This is a genomic window from Paraburkholderia sp. 40, assembly GCF_050434105.1.
Classification (GTDB): Bacteria; Pseudomonadota; Gammaproteobacteria; order Burkholderiales; family Burkholderiaceae; genus Paraburkholderia; species Paraburkholderia tuberum.
In genome coordinates this window covers 941,830-962,128 of sequence record NZ_JBNPVY010000002.1, presented here as the reverse complement: position 1 = coordinate 962,128, position 20,299 = coordinate 941,830, and the positions used below count along the sequence as shown (strand labels likewise).

Sequence of the window (20,299 nt, the reverse complement as noted above, 5' to 3'; positions counted from 1 at the left end):
GGAGTGCGGCGAGTCGCCTGCTTTGCTTTGTTCTCATTTGCACGCGGGAGGTTCCTTGCGCGGTCATCGCAGCCAGGCGGCGGCGTGCCGCGACGTTCGCATCGCGGACGTCCACCGCTCAAAAAGCAGGTAGCGTGCCCAAGGGCCGCGCCGCCTTGCGCGAGAGCGGCGCGGCCATTGCAGTTCGGGTTTTTGCGCCGCTTTCCGTCACGCGTCGTCGCTACGCCGTTGGGCGAATGTTCTGGTTATGGCGGAACAGGTTGCGCGGATCGTAGCGGTTCTTCACGGCGACGAGCCGCTCATAGTTGGGCCCATAGGCATCCGCGATACGGCCGCCTTCCTCCTGCGTCATGAAGTTGACGTACACGCTGCCTAGCGCAAAGGGGCGCGACGCGTCGAAAAAGTCGCGCGCCCATTTGACACAGCGCTCGTCGTCGCGCGCATCGTCCCAGCGGCCGTGCACGTTCATCGCGTATTGCGTGTCGCGACTTGGGTAAGCGGTCGCGTCGACCGCCACGCGCTGCGTTTGCGCGCCGATCAACCCGAAGAAAATTTCGCATTGCGCGGACGGCAGTGTGTCGATCGCGCGGATCAGCGCGTCGATCAGTCCATCGTCGATGGTGGCGAGGTTGTGCGACTTCCAGTAGTTGCGCGCGCCCGGCGTGAGCAGCGGATCGAAGGCCTGTTGCCACACTTCATAAGGCATCGGACCGAGATGTTCGCCGAGCGGCTTGCCGAAGCCGCGCACGGCTTCCACCGCGGCTGGGCCTTTTTCGACCGGCCCGTTGTAGCACATCGCGAGCACGAGCACGGGTTGGCCGTGCACGTCGGGCGGCAGGAACGGCAGCGGTGGCGCGAGCCGCGCAACGGCCCAGACGGCCAGCTCGTCGGGCATCGCGGGCGCGGCATCGCGGTATTTAATCAGCGCTTCCTTCGCGTCGGCGAGCGGCAACACGACGAGGCCGCCATACACGAGCGGGCCGACCTCATGCAGCGCGAACTCGAATAGCGTAACGACGCCGAAATTGCCGCCGCCGCCGCGAATCGCCCAGAACAGATCGTCGTGCGAAGTGGCGCTCAGGCGGCGCAATTCACCGTCCGCGGTGACGATGTCGGCCGCGACGAGGTTGTCGACCGTCATGCCGTAGCGGCGGCTCAACCAGCCGAAGCCGCCGCCGAGCGTCAGACCCGCGACGCCGGTCGTCGAGTTGATGCCGAGCGGCGTCGCGAGTCCGAATGCCTGCGCCTCGTGATCGAGATCGTGCAGCGTCGCGCCCGGTTCGACATAGGCGCGCCGCGCTTCCGGGTCGATGCGCACCGATTTCATCGTGGACAGATCGAGCACGAGGCCGTCGTCGCACACAGCGCTACCGCCGATGTTGTGGCCGCCGCCGCGAATTGCGAGCGGCAGGCCGTTGTCACGCGCGAAGGCGACGCCGCGGCGCACGTCGGCAACACCCGCGCAGCGCAGGATCATCGCGGGAGAACGGTCGATCATTGCGTTCCAGATGCTGCGCGCCGTGTCGAAGCCCGGCGTGTCGGGCAGCAGAAGCTGACCGCGAAGTCCGGATTTGAATTCGTCGACCGCGCTGCTGGAGATAGTAACCATGTTGTACCTCGTCGGAGAGGGGAAGGCGCTCGCAGAGCACTGCTCCGCAGACCAAACAAAAATGCGGGCGGTGAATGAAAGCGGATTGAGAGGTTCGGCTGCGTGCAGTAAACGGGGCGACGAGTCGAAGTCAAACAAAGGTTTACCCGCGTTCGTGGGCGATTCCGCGCGGTGGCTCGCGGGGACAGGCTTTGCGGCCAGGACAACGACGATACGCGGCGGTACCGCCGAAGATGGTGGGAATGCTCCGGGAAAAGCGTGCGCGCTGATGTGTTGGTTATCCGACGCGCTGGTGGTTGTGCCACGACACTTTGCATATGGGCGTGGCTCGTGATCGCGTGCGATCGAGGCAGACGTTCGACGACTGTGCGAGGTAGCGCACATCGCGACAGCGATTTTCGCGACGCACGCGCGTTGCCCGACGACGCGCAATGTTTCGCACGCGCGTTTCGGTGATTTTGATTGCGTTGTCTATTGGATTGCTCTCATTCGGTTTTCCTATTTTATTTTTATGTGCGAATGGCCACATGAATAAAACGAATGATGTGTAAATGGTCCGTATTTGTCAGATAAAACCAAAGGCTAATTTTCTTTTTTCTGATCAGATTGCATTGAGCGCGATAGTTTTTAACTTCCTGTCTGAGGAATGTGGAGTAGCGGATTTAGCGGGCGGATCGTCGTTTAACGCCGCCTGACGGGCCGTATCGGCAATATCGCATTGCGTGGTCTAGCGCACGGTCGAGCGATTGCGCTGCGAATAACTTCAACGTCCATCAAGCCTCGCTGTGCGGCTCTCACGATCTCGTGCGCGCACGGCCAGCCGATTCTCTCGAAGCACGTCAAATCGAACCGGGGATTTTCCGTGAGAGAAGTGTTTAGTGCGAACGCATTTTCAATTCGCATAAAGCGAATCTGCGCAAAGGCTTTGACTTTTCGTTTTTTTTGACGAGCGGAGATTCACTCGTTAATTGGACCGGTCTTTTTGGTGAAATAATTCGGAGAGTGAAATGAAAAAGCAAAACGGGGACGCGTGGATATTGGGATCGCGACGGGCGGCTTTGGCGGTCGCGGTCAGTCTTTATGCGGCGATGGCGGGTGCGCAGACGAATTCGGGGAGCACCGCTGCGCCGGCAACGAATCCCGGAGTGATGGTGCTCGCCGAGGCTAGCTTGCACGGCGGATGTCCGTCGGGCGGCGGGCCGGGCTGCACGTCGCAGGGTTTCGGGCAGGTCGGGGCGGGCGCCTTCGGCGTCGCGGCGGCGGGGCCCGGCCCGACATCGCCCACCGGCTCGCCGGCGGGCAACGGGACGTCCTCGACGGGTACGGGCGCGGGAAGCGGTGGCGGGAATAGCTCGGCTAATTCCGGCCCGGGCGGGGTGGGCTCGGGAAATACCGGCGGCAACAACGGCAATGGCGGTGCCGGCGACAACGGTAACGGCGGCGCGGGTAGCGGTGGTGGCGGGAATGGCTCGGGGAATGGCGGCACGGGCGGCGATGGTGGCGGTAACGGAGGCGGTGATAACGGCGGCGGTGATAACGGCGGGGACGGTGGTGGGGATGGTGGTCATGGTCATGGTCATGGTCATGGGCACGGTGGCGATGGTGACGGCGATGGCGGCCATGGACACGGCCACGGTGGTGATGGTGACGGCGATGGCGGCCATGGACATGGCCACGGTGGTGACGGTGACGGCGATGGCGGCCATGGACATGGCCACGGTGGTGACGGTGACGGCGATGGCGGCCATGGCCATGGCCACGGTGGTGACGGTGACGGCGATGGCGGTCACGGTCATGGTCACGCTGGCGATGGTGACGGCGATGGCGGTCATGGTCATGGGCACGCTGGCGACGGTGACGGCGATGGCGGCCATGGCCATGGGCACGGTGGCGATGGTGACGGCGATGGCGGTCATGGTCATGGGCACGGTGGCGACGGTGACGGCGATGGCGGCCATGGCCATGGGCACGGTGGCAACGGTGACGGCGATGGCGGTCACGGTCATGGGCACGGTGGCGACGGTGACGGCGATGGCGGTCACGGTCATGGGCACGGTGGCGACGGTGACGGCGATGGCGGTCACGGTCATGGTCACGCTGGCGATGGTGACGGCGATGGCGGCCATGGCCATGGGCACGGTGGCGACGGTGACGGCGATGGCGGCCATGGCCATGGGCACGGTGGCGACGGTGACGGCGATGGCGGTCACGGTCATGGGCACGGTGGAGATGGTGATGGCGGTCGTGGCCACGGTGACGGCGGCCGCGGCGATGGCGGCCACGGCGCCAGCGGTCACGGCGACGGCGGTCACGGCGACGGCGGTCACGGCGACGGCGGTCATGGCGACGGCGGCCACGGTGACGGCGGCCACGGCAGCAGCGGTGGCGAAGGCAAAGGCGGTTCCGGCAACGGTGGCCGTGGCGGTGAAGGCGGTGGCGGCCAGGGCAAAGGCGGTTCCGGCAACGGTGGCCATGGCGGTGAAGGCGGTGGCGGCCAGGGCAACGGCGGCTCCGGACACGGCGGCCATGGTGGTGAAGGCGGCGGCCAAGGTAACGGCGGTTCCGGCAACGGTGGCCATGGCGGTGAAGGCGGTGGCGGCCAGGGCAACGGTGGTTCCGGAAACGGCGGCCATGGCGGTGAAGGCGGTGGCGGCCAGGGCAACGGCGGCTCCGGACACGGCGGCCATGGTGGTGAAGGCGGCGGCCAGGGTAACGGCGGTTCCGGCAACGGTGGCCATGGCGGTGAAGGCGGTGGCGGCCAGGGCAACAGCAACTCCGGACACGGCGGCCATGGCGGTGAAGGTGGCGGCGGCCAGGGCAACGGCGGCTCCGGCAACGGAGGCCACGGCGGCCATGGCGGCAACGGTGGCGGCGAAGGCAACGGCGGCTCCGGCAACGGAGGCCACGGTGGCCGTGGCGGCAACGGCGGCAACGGCGGCAACGGCGGCAACGGCGGCGGTCAAGGCAGCGGCGGCCACGGTGGCGGCTACGGCGGCGGTGGCTCCGGCAATGGCGGCCACGGCGGCGGCAACCACTAACCAGTGGCAGGAGTCCTGCGAACCTTGCGGGGCTCCCAAGGGCGGAGGCCGGCGCCGCCCGGCCTCCACACCGACCGCGCTCGCGCGCCGCAGGGAGTTTGCAGCGAAAAAGCCAGCAAAAAACCCAGCCAGCGAACCGGCAAACCAACCGGCAAAAAAAACCAACCCAGGCAACAAAGTGGACGGCCCCCGTCGTCCACTCAACTCCTCAACTCGATCACTCTCTGCTGTACCACCAGAAAAACCCTCTCCCCCAGAACGCGCCCCGTCTCACGCGCGCCTCCGGTAAAACTACCGAACGCCGGCAGCACCCCCCGATCGATCCCAAAGCGAAAGCACGGCACGCGCACTGAATCGGTCCGCGTCGCGATCCGATAGATCGGATGCACGTGCCGTGCGAGCACATACGCGTGATCGACCCCATGCGGGTGATGGCACAGCGCCCACGCCCCGATATGCCACGGCTCGCGCACGGACTCGACATCCAACGTAAGCGGCAACGCACCGGCATGCCGATCGTGATTGCCCTCGACAAGCACCACGCGCCTCGACGCATGTCGCGCGCGCCACGCATGCAACGCATCGAGCGTGAGCGTCGACAGCGACTCGCGCGCATGCAGCAGATCGCCGAGAAACACCAGCGTCGCCGGCTCGAACTCGGTGATCAGACGATCGATCCGCAGCAGATTCTCCGCGGTCGAACCAGTCGGCACTCGAATGCCGCGCGCGCGAAACACCGCATCCTTGCCGAAATGCTCATCGGCGATAAAAAGCGCGCGCAGCGCCGGATCGAAACACGCGCGCAAGCTCGACAGCACGAGAGGTCGTCCGCCAACGTCGATCGCGAGCGAGGTCGGCTTCATCGTTGCGCCGCCCGTTCGAGCTCGGCCAGCACTCGCTCGACGCGATCGGCGAGCTTCTCGGTGCTGACTTTTTCGCGCAGGCGTCCGACGATCAACGGAAACGCGAACGGGGTCGGCTTCTTGGGCAGCGTGAGCACGACGCGGTTCGCGTTCATTCGTTCGAGCGCAATACGAATGCGCCGCACGTCGAGTTCCTGCAGCAGTACTTCGGTATCGGCCTGGCCCAGCAGCAGATTGCCGCGATCGTGCTGACGAAAGATCTCGTAGAAAAGCCCGCTCGATGCCTGCAATTGCCGCGCGCTTTTCTGCTGTCCCGGATGCGCCTGAAACACGAGTCCCGACACTCGCGCAATCTCGCGAAAACGTCGCAAGGAGAGTTCGGACGAATTGAGGCTCGCAAGAATGTCGTGATCGAGTTCGTCAGGTGAAAGCAGGCCATTCTCTAATTGCGCGGGCCAATCGAAAGCCTGCGCGCACAGCAATTCGAAACCGTAGTCGTTCATCGAAATCGAAAACGTGCCGGGCTTGTCGCGCGCGACTCGCCACGCGAGCAGAGCGCCAAGTCCGATATGCGCGGTGCGCCCCGCGAACGGATAGCAGAAGAAGTGATGACCCTCGCGCGATTTGAGCAGCTCGACGACGAGTACCCCCGGCTCGGGCAACGCCGACCACTTCTGCTGCAATTCAAGCAGCGGCCGCACCGCGCGCAATTCCGGTTCGTCGTAGATGCCGTCGGCGGCGCGCGCGAGCATCGTCAATGTGGCGTCGGCGAGCTCGGACGATAGCGGCATGCGGCTGCCGGCCCATTGCGGCATTGCGCCACGCGATGAGCTCGCGCGCCGCACCCACGCCGTCATGTCCTGAACGCGGATCAGTTCGAGCGCGCGGCCGCCGAACGTGAACACATCGCCGGGCCTGAGCCGCGAAATGAACGATTCCTCGATTGCACCAATGCGCCCGCCCGATAGATACGCAACGTTCAACGTGCCATTCGCGACGATCGTGCCGATGTTGTTGCGATGCCGGCGCGCGAGATCGTTGCGCCGGACGCGGTACAGACCGTCGCTATCGCGCGCGACGCGATGGTAGTCGGGATATGCGCGCAGCGTCGCGCCGCCGCCTTCGACGAAACCCAGCGTCCAGTCGAACTCCTGCTGGGTCAGATCACGATATGCATAGGTATGCAGAAGTTCATCGTACAGCTCGAGCGCGTCGAAGCCACCGCCGATCGCAACGGTGACGAGGTGCTGCACCAGCACGTCGAACGGCTTTTGCGGCGTATCGCGGCTTTCGATCTGCTGCTTGTCGACGGCTTCACGCGCGGCCGCCGCTTCGATCGATTCGAGCGCATGCGTCGGCCCGATCGTCACGCGAGACGGCAAACCGGGCGCATGTCCCGAGCGGCCCGCGCGCTGCATCAAGCGCGCGACGCCTTTTGGCGAGCCGATCTGGAACACGCGTTCCACCGGCAGAAAATCGACGCCGAGGTCGAGACTAGACGTACACACGACAACCTTTAGCAAGCTGTTCTTCAACCCACGTTCGACCCACTCGCGTACCTGCTGATCGAGCGAGCCGTGATGCAGCGCGATCACTCCGGCCCACTCGGGGCGCGCCTCGAGCAGCGCCTGGTACCACACCTCGCATTGCGAGCGCGTGTTCGTGAAGACGAGCGACGTGTGTGCTTCGTCGATCGCGCGCGCGACCGCATCGACCTGCCGCATGCCCATATGACCGCCCCACGGAAAGCGCTCGATCGTGTCGGGAATGATCGTGTCGACGATCAGTGCTTTCGGCAGCGCGCCGTGCACGCTGACGCGCGGCGTCGCGACCGGCGCGAGCAATACCTCGGTCGCGAACGACAGATTGCCGAGCGTCGCCGACAGCCCCCACACCTGCAAGCCGGGCCGCCAATGCGTGAGACGCGCGAGCGCGAGTTGGGTCTGCGTGCCGCGTTTGTTGCCGAGCAATTCATGCCATTCGTCGACGATCACGAGCCGAACCTGAGCCAGTACTTCGCGCGCATCGGCGCGCGTCAGGATCAACGTCAGACTCTCGGGCGTCGTGACGAGCGCGGACGGCATGCGCCGGTTCTGCCGCGCGCGTTCGGCGGCCGACGTATCGCCAGTGCGCAGACCGACGCTCCAGGGTACGGCGAGTTCGGTCGCGGAGCTTTGCAACGCGCGCGCGGTGTCGGCCGCGAGCGCGCGCATCGGCGTGATCCACAGTACCGTCAGCGGTTCGGGATGCTTGCGCGGCGTCGACGCTGCACTGGCGAACGCGGCGAGCGCGCCGAACCACACGGCCCAGGTCTTGCCGGCCCCGGTGCTTGCGTGCAACACGCCGCTCGTGCCGGCGGCGATGTTGCGCCACATTTCGCGCTGAAACTCGAACGGTTGCCAACGACGCGCGGCGAACCATGCGTCGAGCTTGTCGGCGAACGGGCGGCGCGCGTCGTCAGGTGAATACGAGGGGAACGGTAGCGGTTCGAACGCGGGTTCGCGCGCATCGAGCCGCGCCTGTTGCGCGCGGCTGCGTGGAATCCGGCGCGGCCTTGGCGCGCGAACGCGCTCGTCGGAGGGGGCTGGCGCTGCGGAGGGATCGCAAGCGGGGTCGTCGGAATGGGCCGGCTCGGTCATCGAAAGCGCTCTCAACAAGTGTGGCGGATTCGCTTGCCGGCGACTCGCGCCGGACGTTCAAGTGGACCGCGGGGTCGCGCGACGGTTCAGCGAGGTCCCTGATGGGCGCGCAACGACCCGCGGCATCGGGCAATATGTGGGAGCCTCGGCCGACACCCGATCCGTTACAATCAAACGGACTACCCCACTGGAGATTCGCTTTGAAATCACTCGTTGCTTTGCTGGCCGCAGCCGTTCTGTCCTCGACCGCGATGGCTGCCGCGCCGACCACGGAGAAGCTGCCGTCCGGCGTCATCGTCGAACATCTGACGCAAGGCACGGGCCCGCAACCGTCCGCGACCGACGTGGTAAAGGTCAACTATCGCGGCACGCTGCCCAACGGCACCGAATTCGATAGCTCGGCCAAGCATGGCGGGCCGGCCACGTTCCCGCTCAATCGCGTGATTCCGTGCTGGACGCAAGGCGTGCAGAAGATGAAAGTCGGCGGCAAGGCGCGACTCACGTGCCCGGCGGCGACCGCATACGGCGATCGCGGCGTCGGCCCGATTCCGCCGAATACCGATCTGACCTTCGAAGTCGAACTGGTCGACATCGTCAAATAGAGCACGCGAGCGGCGCTAAAGATGCACTGATACCCGAGCCTCGCTGCGCCAATCGCAGCGAGGCTTTTTTATGGGCGCCGAATGGCCCGCCAGGGGATTCACCATGAAACGTGACAACAGTAGCGTGCAGGTGGCCAGCATTGGTTTTACCGGCAAGAGCGCCCAGAAGTTCTTCGGTTTGTTGAAGGACGCCCATGTGCGCACGGTGCTCGACGTTCGCCTCAACAACACGTCGCAACTCGCGGGCTTTGCGAAAAAGCAGGATCTGCCTTACTTTCTCGACCAGTTGTGCAATGCGGCGTACGTGGAAATACCGGAGCTGGCTCCCGAACCGGACCTGCTCAAACGCTACCAGGGCAAGCAATTGAGCTGGGAGAACTTTCGGGAGGAATATTTCGACCTCATCGCGCGCCGCCGCGTGGAAAGTAATCTGGATATCGCGCTATTCGAATCGGGTTGCCTGCTTTGCAGTGAACATTTACCACATCATTGCCACCGGATGTTTGCGCTCGAGTATCTGAACCAGCACTGGAATGGTCGTCTTTCCGTTACACATTTGACCTGACCGCCGATCGGGCCAGGTTACGTTTTTCCGCCTCATTGGCCGGCGGCTTTCCGTCCCGGCAGGTTACATCTCGCCGGCCGCGCCCGCGTTTCCTTCAGTAGCCCGAATGGTTGCGTGGTGCGAAACGTGGAAAAGCGCGTCCAGTACGCATGTTTTTTCAATGCGTGTGCCGCTCGCTCGTCTACTATCTACTCACGCGCAGCTCCCTGTATTCGTCTCGCCCTATCGCCGGCCACGAACCGGCCGTGATTATGCGCGCCAGGAGCGCTTGCCATGAACATCGACTTTCATTACGGCGTGGTCTACATTGCCGCGCGCGTCGGCGGCATGACGGCCGGTGATGCGCAAACCATCGCGCATGCCTGCCAATATGTCGACGACGCAACGACGAGCGGAATACTGCGGTTCAAAGGCGGCGAGACATTCGAGCGATTCGCGACCGCGCACAAGTTATTCGATTACGTCAATACCGAGAACGACCAGAACCGGCTCGTGTGGACGCCGTTCCATTTTCTGCCGGCTGGCGAGGGTGAGAGTCTCGAGGAAAAGGCGGTTTGCCGGCCCGACAGTGAAGTTGCGCGCGAAGTCGTGCGGCGCGCGATCCGGCAGCGCGATTCGGAGACCGCGTTGCACCGGCTCGGCGTGACGCTTCATACCTATGTCGATACGTGGGCGCACCAGGGATTCGCGGGCATCGAAAGCCCGTGGAATCGCGTGCATCTTCTCGAGGCACAGGATTGCACGCGCAAAGGCTGGCTCGCGAGCCTCGAACTAGCGGTCGCGCATCTGATCGAGCATGTCGAGGAGGACGTTCTGACGATCGCGTTGCCGGTCGGCCACGGCGCCGCGTTGCATTATCCCGACCAGCCATGGGCGCGCTGGCATTACATCGACGGCCGCAATCACTTCATCTCACGACATAATTTGCCGGATTTCGTGCAGGCGGCGGACATGAGTTGTCGTGTCGTGCGAGCTTATCTGGCCGGACGCGAAGATTTCGAGAACCAGCCAGGCATGCCGGACGACGTTAAAGACGCACTGACCCGGCTGCTCGATACGAACCGCGAACCCAACGACAACCAGCGTCTGAGAACCGTTTGCGAATGGGTGAATGCAGGCCGTATTCCAGGTTTGAAAGAATCCGTGCCCGGCTATATCGCCAAAGGACAAGGTTCGTGGAAGTACCAGGCCACCGGTTTGTTGTGCGATGACGACACCGGGGACAGACCGGAGTGGACGACCGCCTTCGAGAAGAGCGACTACCGGCTCTTTCACGACGCGGTCAAACAGCACCGTTTCGTGACCACTCAGGAGATCTTGCCCGCGCGCGGATTACGCATTGCCTAAGTGATCGGAGCAGGGCGCGTCGCCGCGAACGGAGATTCGAAGATCATTGCCGCGTCGCTCGTGCGAACGTTTGCGGTGGCGCCCGTATTCTCCAGTCACTGCATTCGGGCTTGCTGATGCGGTGCAGCCTGAGTCGCCGCCTGCTGTTCTTCGGCGTGCTTTTTGGTCATATGCCGTCCGACGATACAGCCGCCGACCGCGCCGACCACCGCGTGATGTCCCGCGTAGTGCCCGGCGACGCCGCCCACTACCGCTCCTTTCAGGCAACCGGCCGCGTTCGCGGTGCCGGCCATTGCCAACGAGACTGCAATTGCCCCGAGGGCGGTCCGAATAAAACCAGCTTTCATTGCAAGTACCATCGTGTTTGAGTGGATCGGAATTAGGGTGGCCCGGCGTCCATTTCAATAGCCGCCGCGAGCATGGCGGCTGACAAAGGACTCTCTATTGGCCATACGTCCGCCGCTGGGCACGGATACGAAGTGTAAATGGACTTGGCCGGTACAGGAGCAACAGGTGCTGCAAGATCGGTAACGGCACGTTACCGGAGCCGGGGCGGTGTCTTTGCACGCGTCGTCAGTGGCGATTCGCGCATGCTTGAATCCGTTCGCTATAGCGGGCCACGAAAAAAGACCGTTTTCAGATAAAAAGTGGACTACTCTCCTTTGAATATCCAAAGGCCTGGCTATAGTAGAAGCGACTAATGCCAGAAAGCACGGCGGCGCCCCTTTCTGTCGCCGGTGCGGATGACGGGGAAACACAAATGACGCCATCGAATGCAGCGATCTATCAGACCAGGACTTGCACGCCGGAGTCGTTGCGCACCCTCGCGAGCTTTCTCGAATTGGCGCTCGACGAGGGAAAAAGCGTGGTCGTGATGCGGATCGGCAAGCAGGCGCGCAGCGTTTATGTCGGAAATCCATCCGGGGCATTGGAGGATTTAACGGATTCCGGCGTCGTCGACGCTTTCCAGGCAGATGAAATGCTGGTATTGACCCGCCTGGGCCTGAACCGGATAACGGCGGACGGTCAACACTACCGCTTCATACGGAGTGTGAGGTACATTGCCGATCGCCAGGTCGTCGTTTTTACACCGATCTGAGTGGTGGTGGAACCGAAATGAAAAAGAAGAATCAGGAGGCAAGGAAAAGGAAGAAAGCTTCGATGACCCGGTAGAAAACCTGAAAGCTTCGTTATTTGAACGCCACATCGGTGCTCGTATCGATGTATTGAAGCTCGGGATAGGTCAATACACTGCCTTTCTTCCGTCATTCATGGCATAGTTCGACGATTACCACATAAGGAGCAATCAAATGCCTTCGTTAGAGCAAATCCAAGCAAAGCTTAAGAAGCTCCAGGAGCAAGCTGACGTTCTCATTGCCAGAAAAGCACAAGCCGCGGTCGACCAGATTCGCGAATTGATGCTCAAGCACGGTCTCACGACTGCCGATATCGAAGCACAGGCGAAGGCACGACGTGCCGCGCGAGGTCTGGATGGCAATCCGGCGGGTCGCGGAAGACCTGCGGGCACGAGCAAAGCCGCCAGGTCGGCAACCCCGGCGAAGTATCGCGACCACAAAACCGGCGCGACCTGGACGGGGCACGGCCGCGCGCCTGGCTGGATCGCCGGCGTGAAGGACCGCACGGCGTTCCTGATCGACGCTGCGAGCGCAAGCAAGCCCGCGGCTGCTCCCGCCGCGAAGCGCGGCAAAGGGCAGCCGAAAGGCGCCCAGCCGCCGAAGTACCTGAATCGGAAAACCGGCGCGACCTGGAGCGGCCGCGGTCCGGCGCCGGCATGGCTCGCGGCCGTCAAGGACCGCAGCAAATTCCTGATCGATGGCGCGAGCATGGCTGCCGCTCCGAAAGCGGCGAAAACGGCGGCAAAGAGCAGCCAGGCGAAAGCGACCGCGAGTGCAGTAGGCAAGAAGACCGCGGCGAAAAAAGCAACGCGCAAGACGGCCGTGAAAAAGACCGCAGCCAGAAAGGCAATTCCGGCAAGCCGGAAAGCCGCGGTGAAGAAGACCGCCGGCCGCAAAAGCGTTGTGAAGGCGGCAAGAAAAGCACCGGCGCGCAAGGCTGCTGCAAAGAGTACGGCCGCACCCGTCGCGGCGGCTCCCCAAACGCCAGAGACGCAAGCAAGCGCGTAATAGCCGTGGAGTCGTGAAGTAGATGGTTAGCACTTTCGATGCACCCCGGCAGGAAGATCAGGTCTTCCTGCTGGACTCCGCTCCTCATCCGGCAGCCGATGCCGCCGAACCATTCATCGTCGCCAGCGAGCGCCGCGTGATCCTCACTTATCCGCTCGCGGAGTCGGACTTTGAACGGTTCGGGCCATTCGATCCCGACGACGATCCTTTTTGCGCGGTGCTGTTCGCCGACGCCATCTTTCACCGTCTCGGGCCGCCGGGCGATGACGATCTCGCCATTCATCCGCTCGCGGCCCAAGGTCTCGTCGGCTGCGCGGTGCATGAAGTCGTCAATTCGTCGTTGTGCGCCGAGATTGCCGCCGTGGCGACAGACTCCGTCGCCATTGCTCCCGAGGCACCGGCGCGGCGGCATTTCGTCATTACGTTTCAGGCATCGACGTTCGAATGCGTGGCGTCGGACTTTACGGTCATCGGCGTATTCGGCGCGGGCGAAATCGCAAGCCGCGAGGCGTTTGCATTGGTCAGATAAAGCGTTGGAACCAGAAAGCAAGGCGCGGTCCTGAGCCGGGCACGCGCCGTGCATGACGGGCTGATAGTGAAAGCCAGGCACGAGTGCGGCATTCCCCGTCGGATGCGGAACTCGTATGCCGTGACCCGCCGCCTGCCATCGAGGCCACGCATGCTGACCATTTCTATTACCGCGTTCGTCACGCTCGTGATCGTTCTCCTGATCGCCAATCTGTCGAGCGGCGAGAAGAAAATAGAACACAGAATCGAGCGGCTTTATAAGAGCGAAGATCCGCAATTCCTTCGTTCGATGGGTTTATTGCTCGGTCCACCCGTGGTGCCGGGTAATCGCTTCGAGATGCTGCTCAACGGCGACCAGATCTTTCCGTCGATGCTCGAGGGCATTCGGTCGGCGCGCGAAACCATCACATTTGAAACGTTCATTTACTGGTCTGGCGAGATCGGCGGACAGATTGCGCGTGCGCTTGCCGATAAGGCGCGCGAAGGTGTCGCCGTGCATGTACTGCTCGACTGGGTCGGTTCGTCGAAAATGGATCGGCATTCTCTGCAACTGCTGCGGGAGGCCGGCGCCGAAGTGGTCAAGTATCACAAGCCGCATTGGACCGGACTCGGTCGCATGAACGACCGTACGCACCGCAAACTATTGGTGATCGACGGCCGGATCGGTTTTACCGGCGGGGTCGGGATAGCGCCGGAGTGGACTGGCAATGCGCAGGACGAAAAGCATTGGCGCGATACGCATTTTCGCGTGACGGGTCCAGTGGTCGGCCATATGCAGGCCGTGTTCATGGACAACTGGATCAAGGCGACCAGCAGCGTATTGCACGGTACCGAGTATTTTCCGCACATCGATGCCGAGCCGAAAGGAGCGGGCCAGGGTCTCGCGCATATGTTCAGCAGTTCGCCGTCGGGCGGCAGTGACGACATGCAGTTGATGTATCTGATGGCCATCACCGCCGCCACGCGCAGTTTGCAGCTTGCGAGCGCGTACTTCGTGCCCGACAAGCTCACCATCAACGCGATCGTCGAAGCCGCGAAACGCGGCGTGAAAGTACAGATCGTCACGCCGGGCAAGCGCATCGACACGCACACGGTGCGCGAAGCGTCGCGTGCATGTTGGGGCGATCTACTGAAAGCGGGCGTCGAGATCTACGAGTACCAACCGACCATGTTCCATTGCAAGTTGCTGGTAGTCGACGAGTATATGGTGTCGGTCGGCTCGACGAACTTCGATAGCCGCTCGTTCAAGCTGAACGACGAAGCGAACCTGAACATCTACGACCGCGATTTCGCCACGCAGCAGACCGCCGCATTCGACGACGACATCGCGAAGTCGAAGCGCGTCACGCTCGAAGCATGGACGCGGCGTTCGTTCACCGAGAAGCTCGTCGAAAAATTCGTGCGGCTACTGGACACGCAGCTTTGAATGCCGGTGCGAACGAGACGAAGCGCCGACGGATCAGTCAACGGCGCTGCTCAGATACACTTCGACGTCGGGGCGCGCTGCTCGCTTGCCGTTGCGGCGCTCAACGGCAGCCACATTGACGAGGCGCGCCTTTGCGTGTTGATACGCATTGGCAAAGCCGCGCAGTTGTTGCGTGACCGGACGATCGTCGAGCCGGCGTCGTGTGAGCGCTTGCGCGATGCTGCGTTCGATCAGCGCCAACTGGCTGTCGATATAGTCGATGCACAGCTCGCGGCAGCGCGAGGATACCGCCGCGACGCAAAGCAGTGCGGGCACGAGCGAGATCGTCAGAAAACCGCCCGCGGGTATGCGTGCGAGCGCGGCGGGTGAATCGAACAGGTCGGCGCGCAATGCGTCGAACACGGCTTGCGTCCAGATCGCGCGCTCCTGTTCAAGCGCGCGACGCCGTCGCGCGAGCGCATCTTCAGCATGCGGATCGGCAAGGCGGCCCTCGTCGACCAGCAACGCCGCATCGTCGCGTTTGCCTTCCTGGATGCATGCGCTGCCGACATAGACGGCGCTGTCGCCGCGTTCCGCCAATACCAGGTGTTGCAGACTGTCCGGCAGGAGCGGGTCGAGCGGTACCACTTCGCACGTCAGCGGCTTGCCTTGCAGATGAATCGCGCAGCGCCCGTCGTCCGCCAGCGCAGGGCAGCGCGCGAGCGACGGATAGTCGAAGCCCTGCGCGACGATGCTGAAGGTGTCGCCCGCGCGATACAGCAGCGTATCGGCCAGCGCCTCGAACCTCGCGCAATCGGCTTCGTCGAGCACGGCTTCATGTCGGCCGACACGTAGCCGTTCGCCGGGCCGCCTGCGCGCCACGCGTCCAATTGCGATGCAGCCGATAAACCGGTTGGGATGGCGAAACAACTCCGCCAGCGACATCGACGGGGGACTGTTGCAGCATCGACCGCACGCGGAGCAGGAAAACGAAAACGTGTTCACCACGGCCGACGTACCGAGTCCTGATAACGCGTGAGGATGAAGTGCGCGACGTCGTTCGAATGATAGGCGGCGACCAGTTGCGCGACCCATGCGTTGTGGCGATCGCTGTCGCGCACGGTCAGCACGTTCGCATACGGCGAGCGCGCGTCTTCGAGACTGAGACCGTCGCGAGCGGAACGAAGACCTGAGCGCGCCGCTGCGTCGCTGTCGATCACCGCGAACGCGACGCTGTTCAACGTGTCGTACAGACGCACACGCGGTACCCGGCGAATCTTCAGATGGAGGCGGTTGCTCGTGATGTCGGCGAGCGTCGCGTGCAGGCCCGCGTTATCGCGGAACGTCAGCAGCGTTTCGTTTTGCAGAAGGATCAGCGCGCGTGCCGTGCCGGCGGGGTCGTCGGGAATCGCGATCGTCGCGCCGCGCTGCAATTGCACGAGGTTCGTCAGCTTGCGCGAGTACAGCGCGACCGGAAACGTGACGGTCGTGGCCACACCCGTCAGTGCGTAGCCATGCAGTTTGCGCTGTGCGTCGAGTGCGGATTCGTCTTCGAAGCTCGCGACGTCGATCTGTTTCGCGACGAGCGCTGCGTCGATCCGCGACGGCTGATCGAACACCACGACGTCGAGCGCGAGACCCTCGGTCGCGGCGACCCGGCGCACTTCGTTCATGATCTCGGCTTGCGGGCCCGAACTCACGCCGACTCTGATCGTCTGCGAGGCAGCGTGCGAGGGTGCAGGCAGTAAAGCAGGCAACACCGAGAGCGCAAGCGCGGCAATCGCATATCGCTTCATGACGCATTCCTCGACACCGTGCGAAAGCCGATATGCGAAGCCGGCAAATCGGCTTCCTGCTGCTCGCGCGACGCCGCGCGATATCTGACGCAGTAGTCGCGCGAGCACAGGAACGAGCCGCCTTTGATGACCATCGGCGTATCGTGGCGGCGGCTGATTGGCGCCACGGCGGCAGTATCGCCGTTCGTATGCGACTGGTGCGGACCGCTGTACACGTCCTTGGTCCACTCCCACGCATTGCCGATCATGTCGTAAAGCCTGAAGTCGTTCGCCGCATAGCAGCCGACCGGTGAAAGGCCGACATGGCCGTCCTCGCCGGTGTCGAGCACCGGAAACACGCCTTGCCAGTAGTTCGCGCTCGGCTTACCGTGCGCGTCGCGCGGCGCGGTGTCGAGGTCCGCGCCTTCATGGCCGGCTTTGCCCGCGTATTCCCATTCGGCTTCGGTCGGCAGATCGCGGCCGAGCCAGTGTGCGTACGCGAGCGCATCGGCCTGCGTGACCATCGTCACCGGTTGATTCATCCTGCCGTCGAGCATGCTGCCGGGGCCGGCCGGATGATTCCACGCGGCGCCTTTGACCCAACTCCACCACGCGAGATCGCGCGCGTTCATTTCTTCGCGCGTTGGCGTGTGAAACACGACCGCGCCGCCCTGACGCTCCGCATCGCTCACGTAGCCGGTCGCCCGCACGAACGCGGCGAACTGCGCGTTCGTGACGTCGGTCTGGTCGATCCAGAAACCGGCAACGTGCGTCTTGCCGTCGCCGGGGCGCTCGTCTTCGTAGCCGAGCTTGCTGCCGAACACGAAGTCGCCACCATGCAGATGCACCATGCCGGCTTGCGGGTCGTCGCGCCAGCGCGCGGGCAGGCCCGAGTAACGCTCGCATTGCTGTTCGGAGCCGAGCGCGGCGAGTGGACGCGAGCGGTTCAGGCTGTCGAATCCGCCGGACGGGCCACCGCCGAATACCGCCGCGCTCGCCGCACTGATGGAAGGCGCGGCAAACGCGGCGGCGAATGCGACCGCCGCGATCGCGGCGTATGCGCCATACAGCGCCACGTCGCCTTTGAGCTTGAATGAAAACGCCATCGTGTGCTCAGTAGTAGCCGCGCGGACGCAACGGCTCGACGCCGCCGACGCTGGTCATGTAGTCGTTCCACTGCTGCACGAGACTATCGATGATCGACTCGTTCTGCGCCGACACGTCCTGCGTTTCGCCGCGATCGGCGCTCATGTCGTACAACTGCCAGTGACCGTCGACGGGGCCGAGCGGCGGTTCGGTCCACAGGGCTTTCCAGCGGCCGTCGGCGCTGCGCAGATAACCGCGGCCATAGGCTTCGTCGCCGAACGACGCGCTATGCACCGGCGCCGTGCTCTGATCTTCGAGCTGCGGCAGCAGCGATTGTCCGGTGATCGGATACACATAGCGGTTGTTGTAGACCACCTTGCCCTTGTTCTGATCGACGCCGGTCAGCGTGTTGATCAGCGCGGGCGCGGGCGTGGTCGGCGGCGCGATGTGCGCGACCGCGAGGAACGTCGCGGTGTTGTCCGTCACGTGCGTGAATTCACGCAGCGTCGGCATCTGCGAAGTCTGGCCCGGCAGATGCACGATCAACGGTGTGGACACGCCGCCTTCGCCCGAATAACCCTTGGTCAAGCGGAACGGCGTCGCGCTGACTTCGGCCCAGCGCAAACCGTATTGCAGACGTTGCGCGTTCTGCTTGCCGCTGTCGGTGCCGAGTTGCGAGTAGGTCGGATCGGCCGCGTTCGCCGTGTCGGTAGCGGTCGGGTCCGCGCCGGAATCGATCGGCCAGCCCTCGGCGCCGTTATCCGACTGGAACATGATGAACGTGTTGTCGTATTCGCCGATGTCCTTCAGATGCTGGATCAGCAGGCCAATGTTGTGATCGAGGTTCTCGACCATGCCCGCGTAGATTTCCATGTATCGAGCCTGCGCTTTCTTCTCGGCCGGCGACAGGCTGTCCCACTTCTTGTTCACATAGCCGGGGCCGTAATCGGTGTAGCCCTGCGCGGCGCTGTGCACGGCGCTCACGTATTTCGCGCTCGCGGTGCCATTGTTCGCCGTGGCTGGGCTCGCGGCCAGCGTCTCCGGCGCGCCGCCGAACGGCACGAAGTCTTGCGGAATGATGCCGAGCGCTTTCTGCCGGGCGATACGCGCATCGCGGATCGCGTCATAACCGGCATCGTATTTGCCGACGTAGTTGTGAAGATAAGGATCGGGCACCTGCAGCGGCCAGTGCGGTGACGTATAGGCCGCGTACGCGAAGAACGGCTTGCCGTCGCCCTTGTTCGAATCGATGTAGGAGATCAGGCGCTGCGTGTAGAAGTCGGTCGAATAGAACACCGCCGGGCTGCCGCCCACGCCGCCCGGTTGTCCCGGCTGGCCGGGCTGCACGTACTTGCCGTCTTCGGTGTAGTTCTTCGAGTCGGCCAGTTCGTGCGCGAAGTGATTGGTCGCGGCGCCGCCGAGCAGCGCGTAGCTGTGCTCGAAGCCCCATTGGTCCGGCGTCTGTCCGCTGCCCGTCGCGCTGCCGACGATGCCCGAGCCGATGTGCCACTTGCCGGCCATGTACGTGTGATAGCCGCCGTCTTTCAGCAACTGCGCAACCGATAGCGCGCGATCGTTCAGATAGCCTTCGTATCCCGGCAGTCCTTTGCGCTCGTCGGTCGGCACGCCCATCGTGCCTTCGCCGACCAGATGGTGATCGGTGCCCGAGATCAGCATCGAACGCGTGATCGCACAGACGGTGCCCGTGTGGTGATTCGTCAGGATGCGGCCGCTTTGCACCAGCGCATCGAGATTGGGCGTGTTGATTTCGCCCCCGAACGCATGGATGTCGGAGTAGCCGAGGTCGTCGGCCATGATGTAGAGGATGTTCGGCCGCTTCTGCGCGACGACCGGCGTGGACGCGGGCGCGGCGCTCGACGCGGCGGACGCGCTCGGCAGGTTGTCTTCGCCGCACGAGGCGAGCGTGACGAGGCTCGCGACGGCGGCGCCGATCACGCCGAGACGCAAAGTAGGGCGAAAGTTGTTACGGCGAAATCGAAGTGTTGTCATTGTTATTGCGGACCGTCAGGTAGGGCCGCTGATGTTAGCAATGACGTCATAAAGGCCAAACGAACGATTTCTGCGTTGCTATCGATGTTTGTCGATATAGCAGGCAGTAGACGGCAGAGGCAAAGACATCGCCATCTACCGCGCTAATTGCCCGGATCGAGCACGGGCTTGTCCGGGTCCGCCTGGGTGCGGTAAGGCAACTGCGCGGCGTGAGGATCGGTGATCGTGTTGTCGATCACGCGCTCGACGTCCGCCGTTTTGGCGAGTTCGGTGAGGAAAATCTTCTTGTCGAAGCCCGGCGCGACGCAGCCTTCGACGTAGATAAAGCGGCGTTGCAGCGTGAGCCATAGCGTCGATTGCTCGCGCCAGTGCGTCGCGACGTTCAGATTCGCGAGACGCCGTTGCACGCTCTCGGCGATTTCCGCGTCGTACAGATACGCGTTCGGCAAACGGCAACGGCCTTCGATCCAGCAGCTATTGCCGCGTTCGATTCTGTAATGGCTATCGTCGAGCCATTCCTTTTCGGTTTCGAATGGGCCAAGCGGAGTTGGACAATCGGCGATCGCTTTGGATATATGCAGGAATGGATCGTGGCCGCGATTGACGCGCGCCGGTTCGCCATAAACGCGAGCCGTGGCCACGCAAATCATCAGACCGGCAAGACTCAGTTCGAACACGCGCTTCATGT

General features: G+C 63.4%; 17 protein-coding genes. 7 read left to right on the top strand and 10 right to left on the bottom strand.

The genetic code is table 11. The features are described from left to right. Positions 1 to 220: 220 nt before the first annotated feature. The 4 genes from OKW28_RS05620 to OKW28_RS05605 all read right to left on the bottom strand — a co-directional run bounded on the left by OKW28_RS05620 (position 221) and on the right by OKW28_RS05605 (position 8,149). Positions 221 to 1,609, bottom strand: a complete 1,389-nt coding sequence (locus OKW28_RS05620) for an FAD-binding oxidoreductase (RefSeq protein WP_429444131.1) — start codon at positions 1,607 to 1,609, stop codon at positions 221 to 223. Positions 1,610 to 2,484: 875 nt separating this feature from the next. Continuing rightward, positions 2,485 to 4,629 carry a hypothetical protein gene (locus OKW28_RS05615; RefSeq protein WP_429444130.1) on the bottom strand — a complete coding sequence of 715 codons (2,145 nt, stop codon included), beginning with the start codon at positions 4,627 to 4,629 and terminating at the stop codon, positions 2,485 to 2,487. 218 nt (positions 4,630 to 4,847) lie between these two features. Beyond that, positions 4,848 to 5,510, bottom strand: a complete 663-nt coding sequence (gene pdeM / locus OKW28_RS05610; RefSeq protein ID WP_429444129.1) for a ligase-associated DNA damage response endonuclease PdeM — start codon at positions 5,508 to 5,510, stop codon at positions 4,848 to 4,850. After that, positions 5,507 to 8,149 (bottom strand): ligase-associated DNA damage response DEXH box helicase, encoded by a 2,643-nt coding sequence (locus tag OKW28_RS05605; protein ID WP_429444128.1) that lies wholly within the window; start codon positions 8,147 to 8,149, stop codon positions 5,507 to 5,509. The genes pdeM and OKW28_RS05605 overlap by 4 nt, the downstream gene beginning before the upstream one ends. A gap of 251 nt (positions 8,150 to 8,400) precedes the next feature. Here OKW28_RS05605 and OKW28_RS05600 point away from each other — a divergent pair, with 251 nt between their 5' ends. From OKW28_RS05600 to OKW28_RS05590, 3 genes are all read left to right on the top strand, one after another. Further along, a complete protein-coding gene (locus tag OKW28_RS05600) occupies positions 8,401 to 8,751 on the top strand; it encodes an FKBP-type peptidyl-prolyl cis-trans isomerase (RefSeq protein ID WP_373685682.1) in 351 nt (116 codons plus the stop codon). A 103-nt stretch (positions 8,752 to 8,854) separates the two neighbouring features. Further along, positions 8,855 to 9,316, top strand: coding sequence for a DUF488 family protein (locus OKW28_RS05595; protein WP_429444127.1), 462 nt, complete (start codon positions 8,855 to 8,857; stop codon positions 9,314 to 9,316). A gap of 273 nt (positions 9,317 to 9,589) precedes the next feature. Then, a complete protein-coding gene (locus OKW28_RS05590) occupies positions 9,590 to 10,663 on the top strand; it encodes a DUF6765 family protein (protein ID WP_429444126.1) in 1,074 nt (357 codons plus the stop codon). Between the two features lie 95 nt (positions 10,664 to 10,758). Here the strand turns inward: OKW28_RS05590 and OKW28_RS05585 are convergent, their stop codons facing one another. Continuing rightward, entirely contained in the window at positions 10,759 to 11,010 is a 252-nt protein-coding gene (locus OKW28_RS05585; RefSeq protein ID WP_429444125.1) for a hypothetical protein, read from the bottom strand. A gap of 413 nt (positions 11,011 to 11,423) precedes the next feature. Here OKW28_RS05585 and OKW28_RS05580 point away from each other — a divergent pair, with 413 nt between their 5' ends. The 4 genes from OKW28_RS05580 (at position 11,424) to cls (ending at position 14,761) form a co-directional block, all read left to right on the top strand. Further along, complete coding sequence (locus tag OKW28_RS05580; RefSeq protein ID WP_090807114.1) at positions 11,424 to 11,762, top strand: hypothetical protein; 339 nt, start codon at positions 11,424 to 11,426, stop codon at positions 11,760 to 11,762. A gap of 211 nt (positions 11,763 to 11,973) precedes the next feature. Then, on the top strand, positions 11,974 to 12,807 hold the full coding sequence (locus OKW28_RS05575) for an H-NS family nucleoid-associated regulatory protein (protein ID WP_429444124.1): 834 nt from the start codon (positions 11,974 to 11,976) through the stop codon (positions 12,805 to 12,807). A gap of 22 nt (positions 12,808 to 12,829) precedes the next feature. Further along, positions 12,830 to 13,336, top strand: coding sequence for a hypothetical protein (locus OKW28_RS05570; RefSeq protein ID WP_429444123.1), 507 nt, complete (start codon positions 12,830 to 12,832; stop codon positions 13,334 to 13,336). A gap of 150 nt (positions 13,337 to 13,486) precedes the next feature. Continuing rightward, positions 13,487 to 14,761, top strand: coding sequence for a cardiolipin synthase (gene cls / locus OKW28_RS05565; protein ID WP_429444122.1), 1,275 nt, complete (start codon positions 13,487 to 13,489; stop codon positions 14,759 to 14,761). 33 nt (positions 14,762 to 14,794) lie between these two features. Here the strand turns inward: cls and OKW28_RS05560 are convergent, their stop codons facing one another. The 5 genes from OKW28_RS05560 to OKW28_RS05540 form a co-directional block, all read right to left on the bottom strand. After that, positions 14,795 to 15,748: a hypothetical protein gene (locus OKW28_RS05560; protein ID WP_429444121.1), complete on the bottom strand. Its 954-nt coding sequence runs from the start codon at positions 15,746 to 15,748 to the stop codon at positions 14,795 to 14,797. After that, positions 15,742 to 16,536 carry a MetQ/NlpA family lipoprotein gene (locus OKW28_RS05555; RefSeq protein WP_429444120.1) on the bottom strand — a complete coding sequence of 265 codons (795 nt, stop codon included), beginning with the start codon at positions 16,534 to 16,536 and terminating at the stop codon, positions 15,742 to 15,744. The genes OKW28_RS05560 and OKW28_RS05555 overlap by 7 nt, the downstream gene beginning before the upstream one ends. Next, positions 16,533 to 17,621 (bottom strand): formylglycine-generating enzyme family protein, encoded by a 1,089-nt coding sequence (locus tag OKW28_RS05550; RefSeq protein ID WP_429444119.1) that lies wholly within the window; start codon positions 17,619 to 17,621, stop codon positions 16,533 to 16,535. The genes OKW28_RS05555 and OKW28_RS05550 overlap by 4 nt, the downstream gene beginning before the upstream one ends. Positions 17,622 to 17,628: 7 nt before the next feature. Next, positions 17,629 to 19,611, bottom strand: a complete 1,983-nt coding sequence (locus OKW28_RS05545) for an arylsulfatase (RefSeq protein ID WP_429444118.1) — start codon at positions 19,609 to 19,611, stop codon at positions 17,629 to 17,631. Between the two features lie 143 nt (positions 19,612 to 19,754). Further along, positions 19,755 to 20,297 (bottom strand): hypothetical protein, encoded by a 543-nt coding sequence (locus tag OKW28_RS05540; RefSeq protein WP_429444117.1) that lies wholly within the window; start codon positions 20,295 to 20,297, stop codon positions 19,755 to 19,757. Between the last annotated feature and the right edge of the window lie 2 nt (positions 20,298 to 20,299).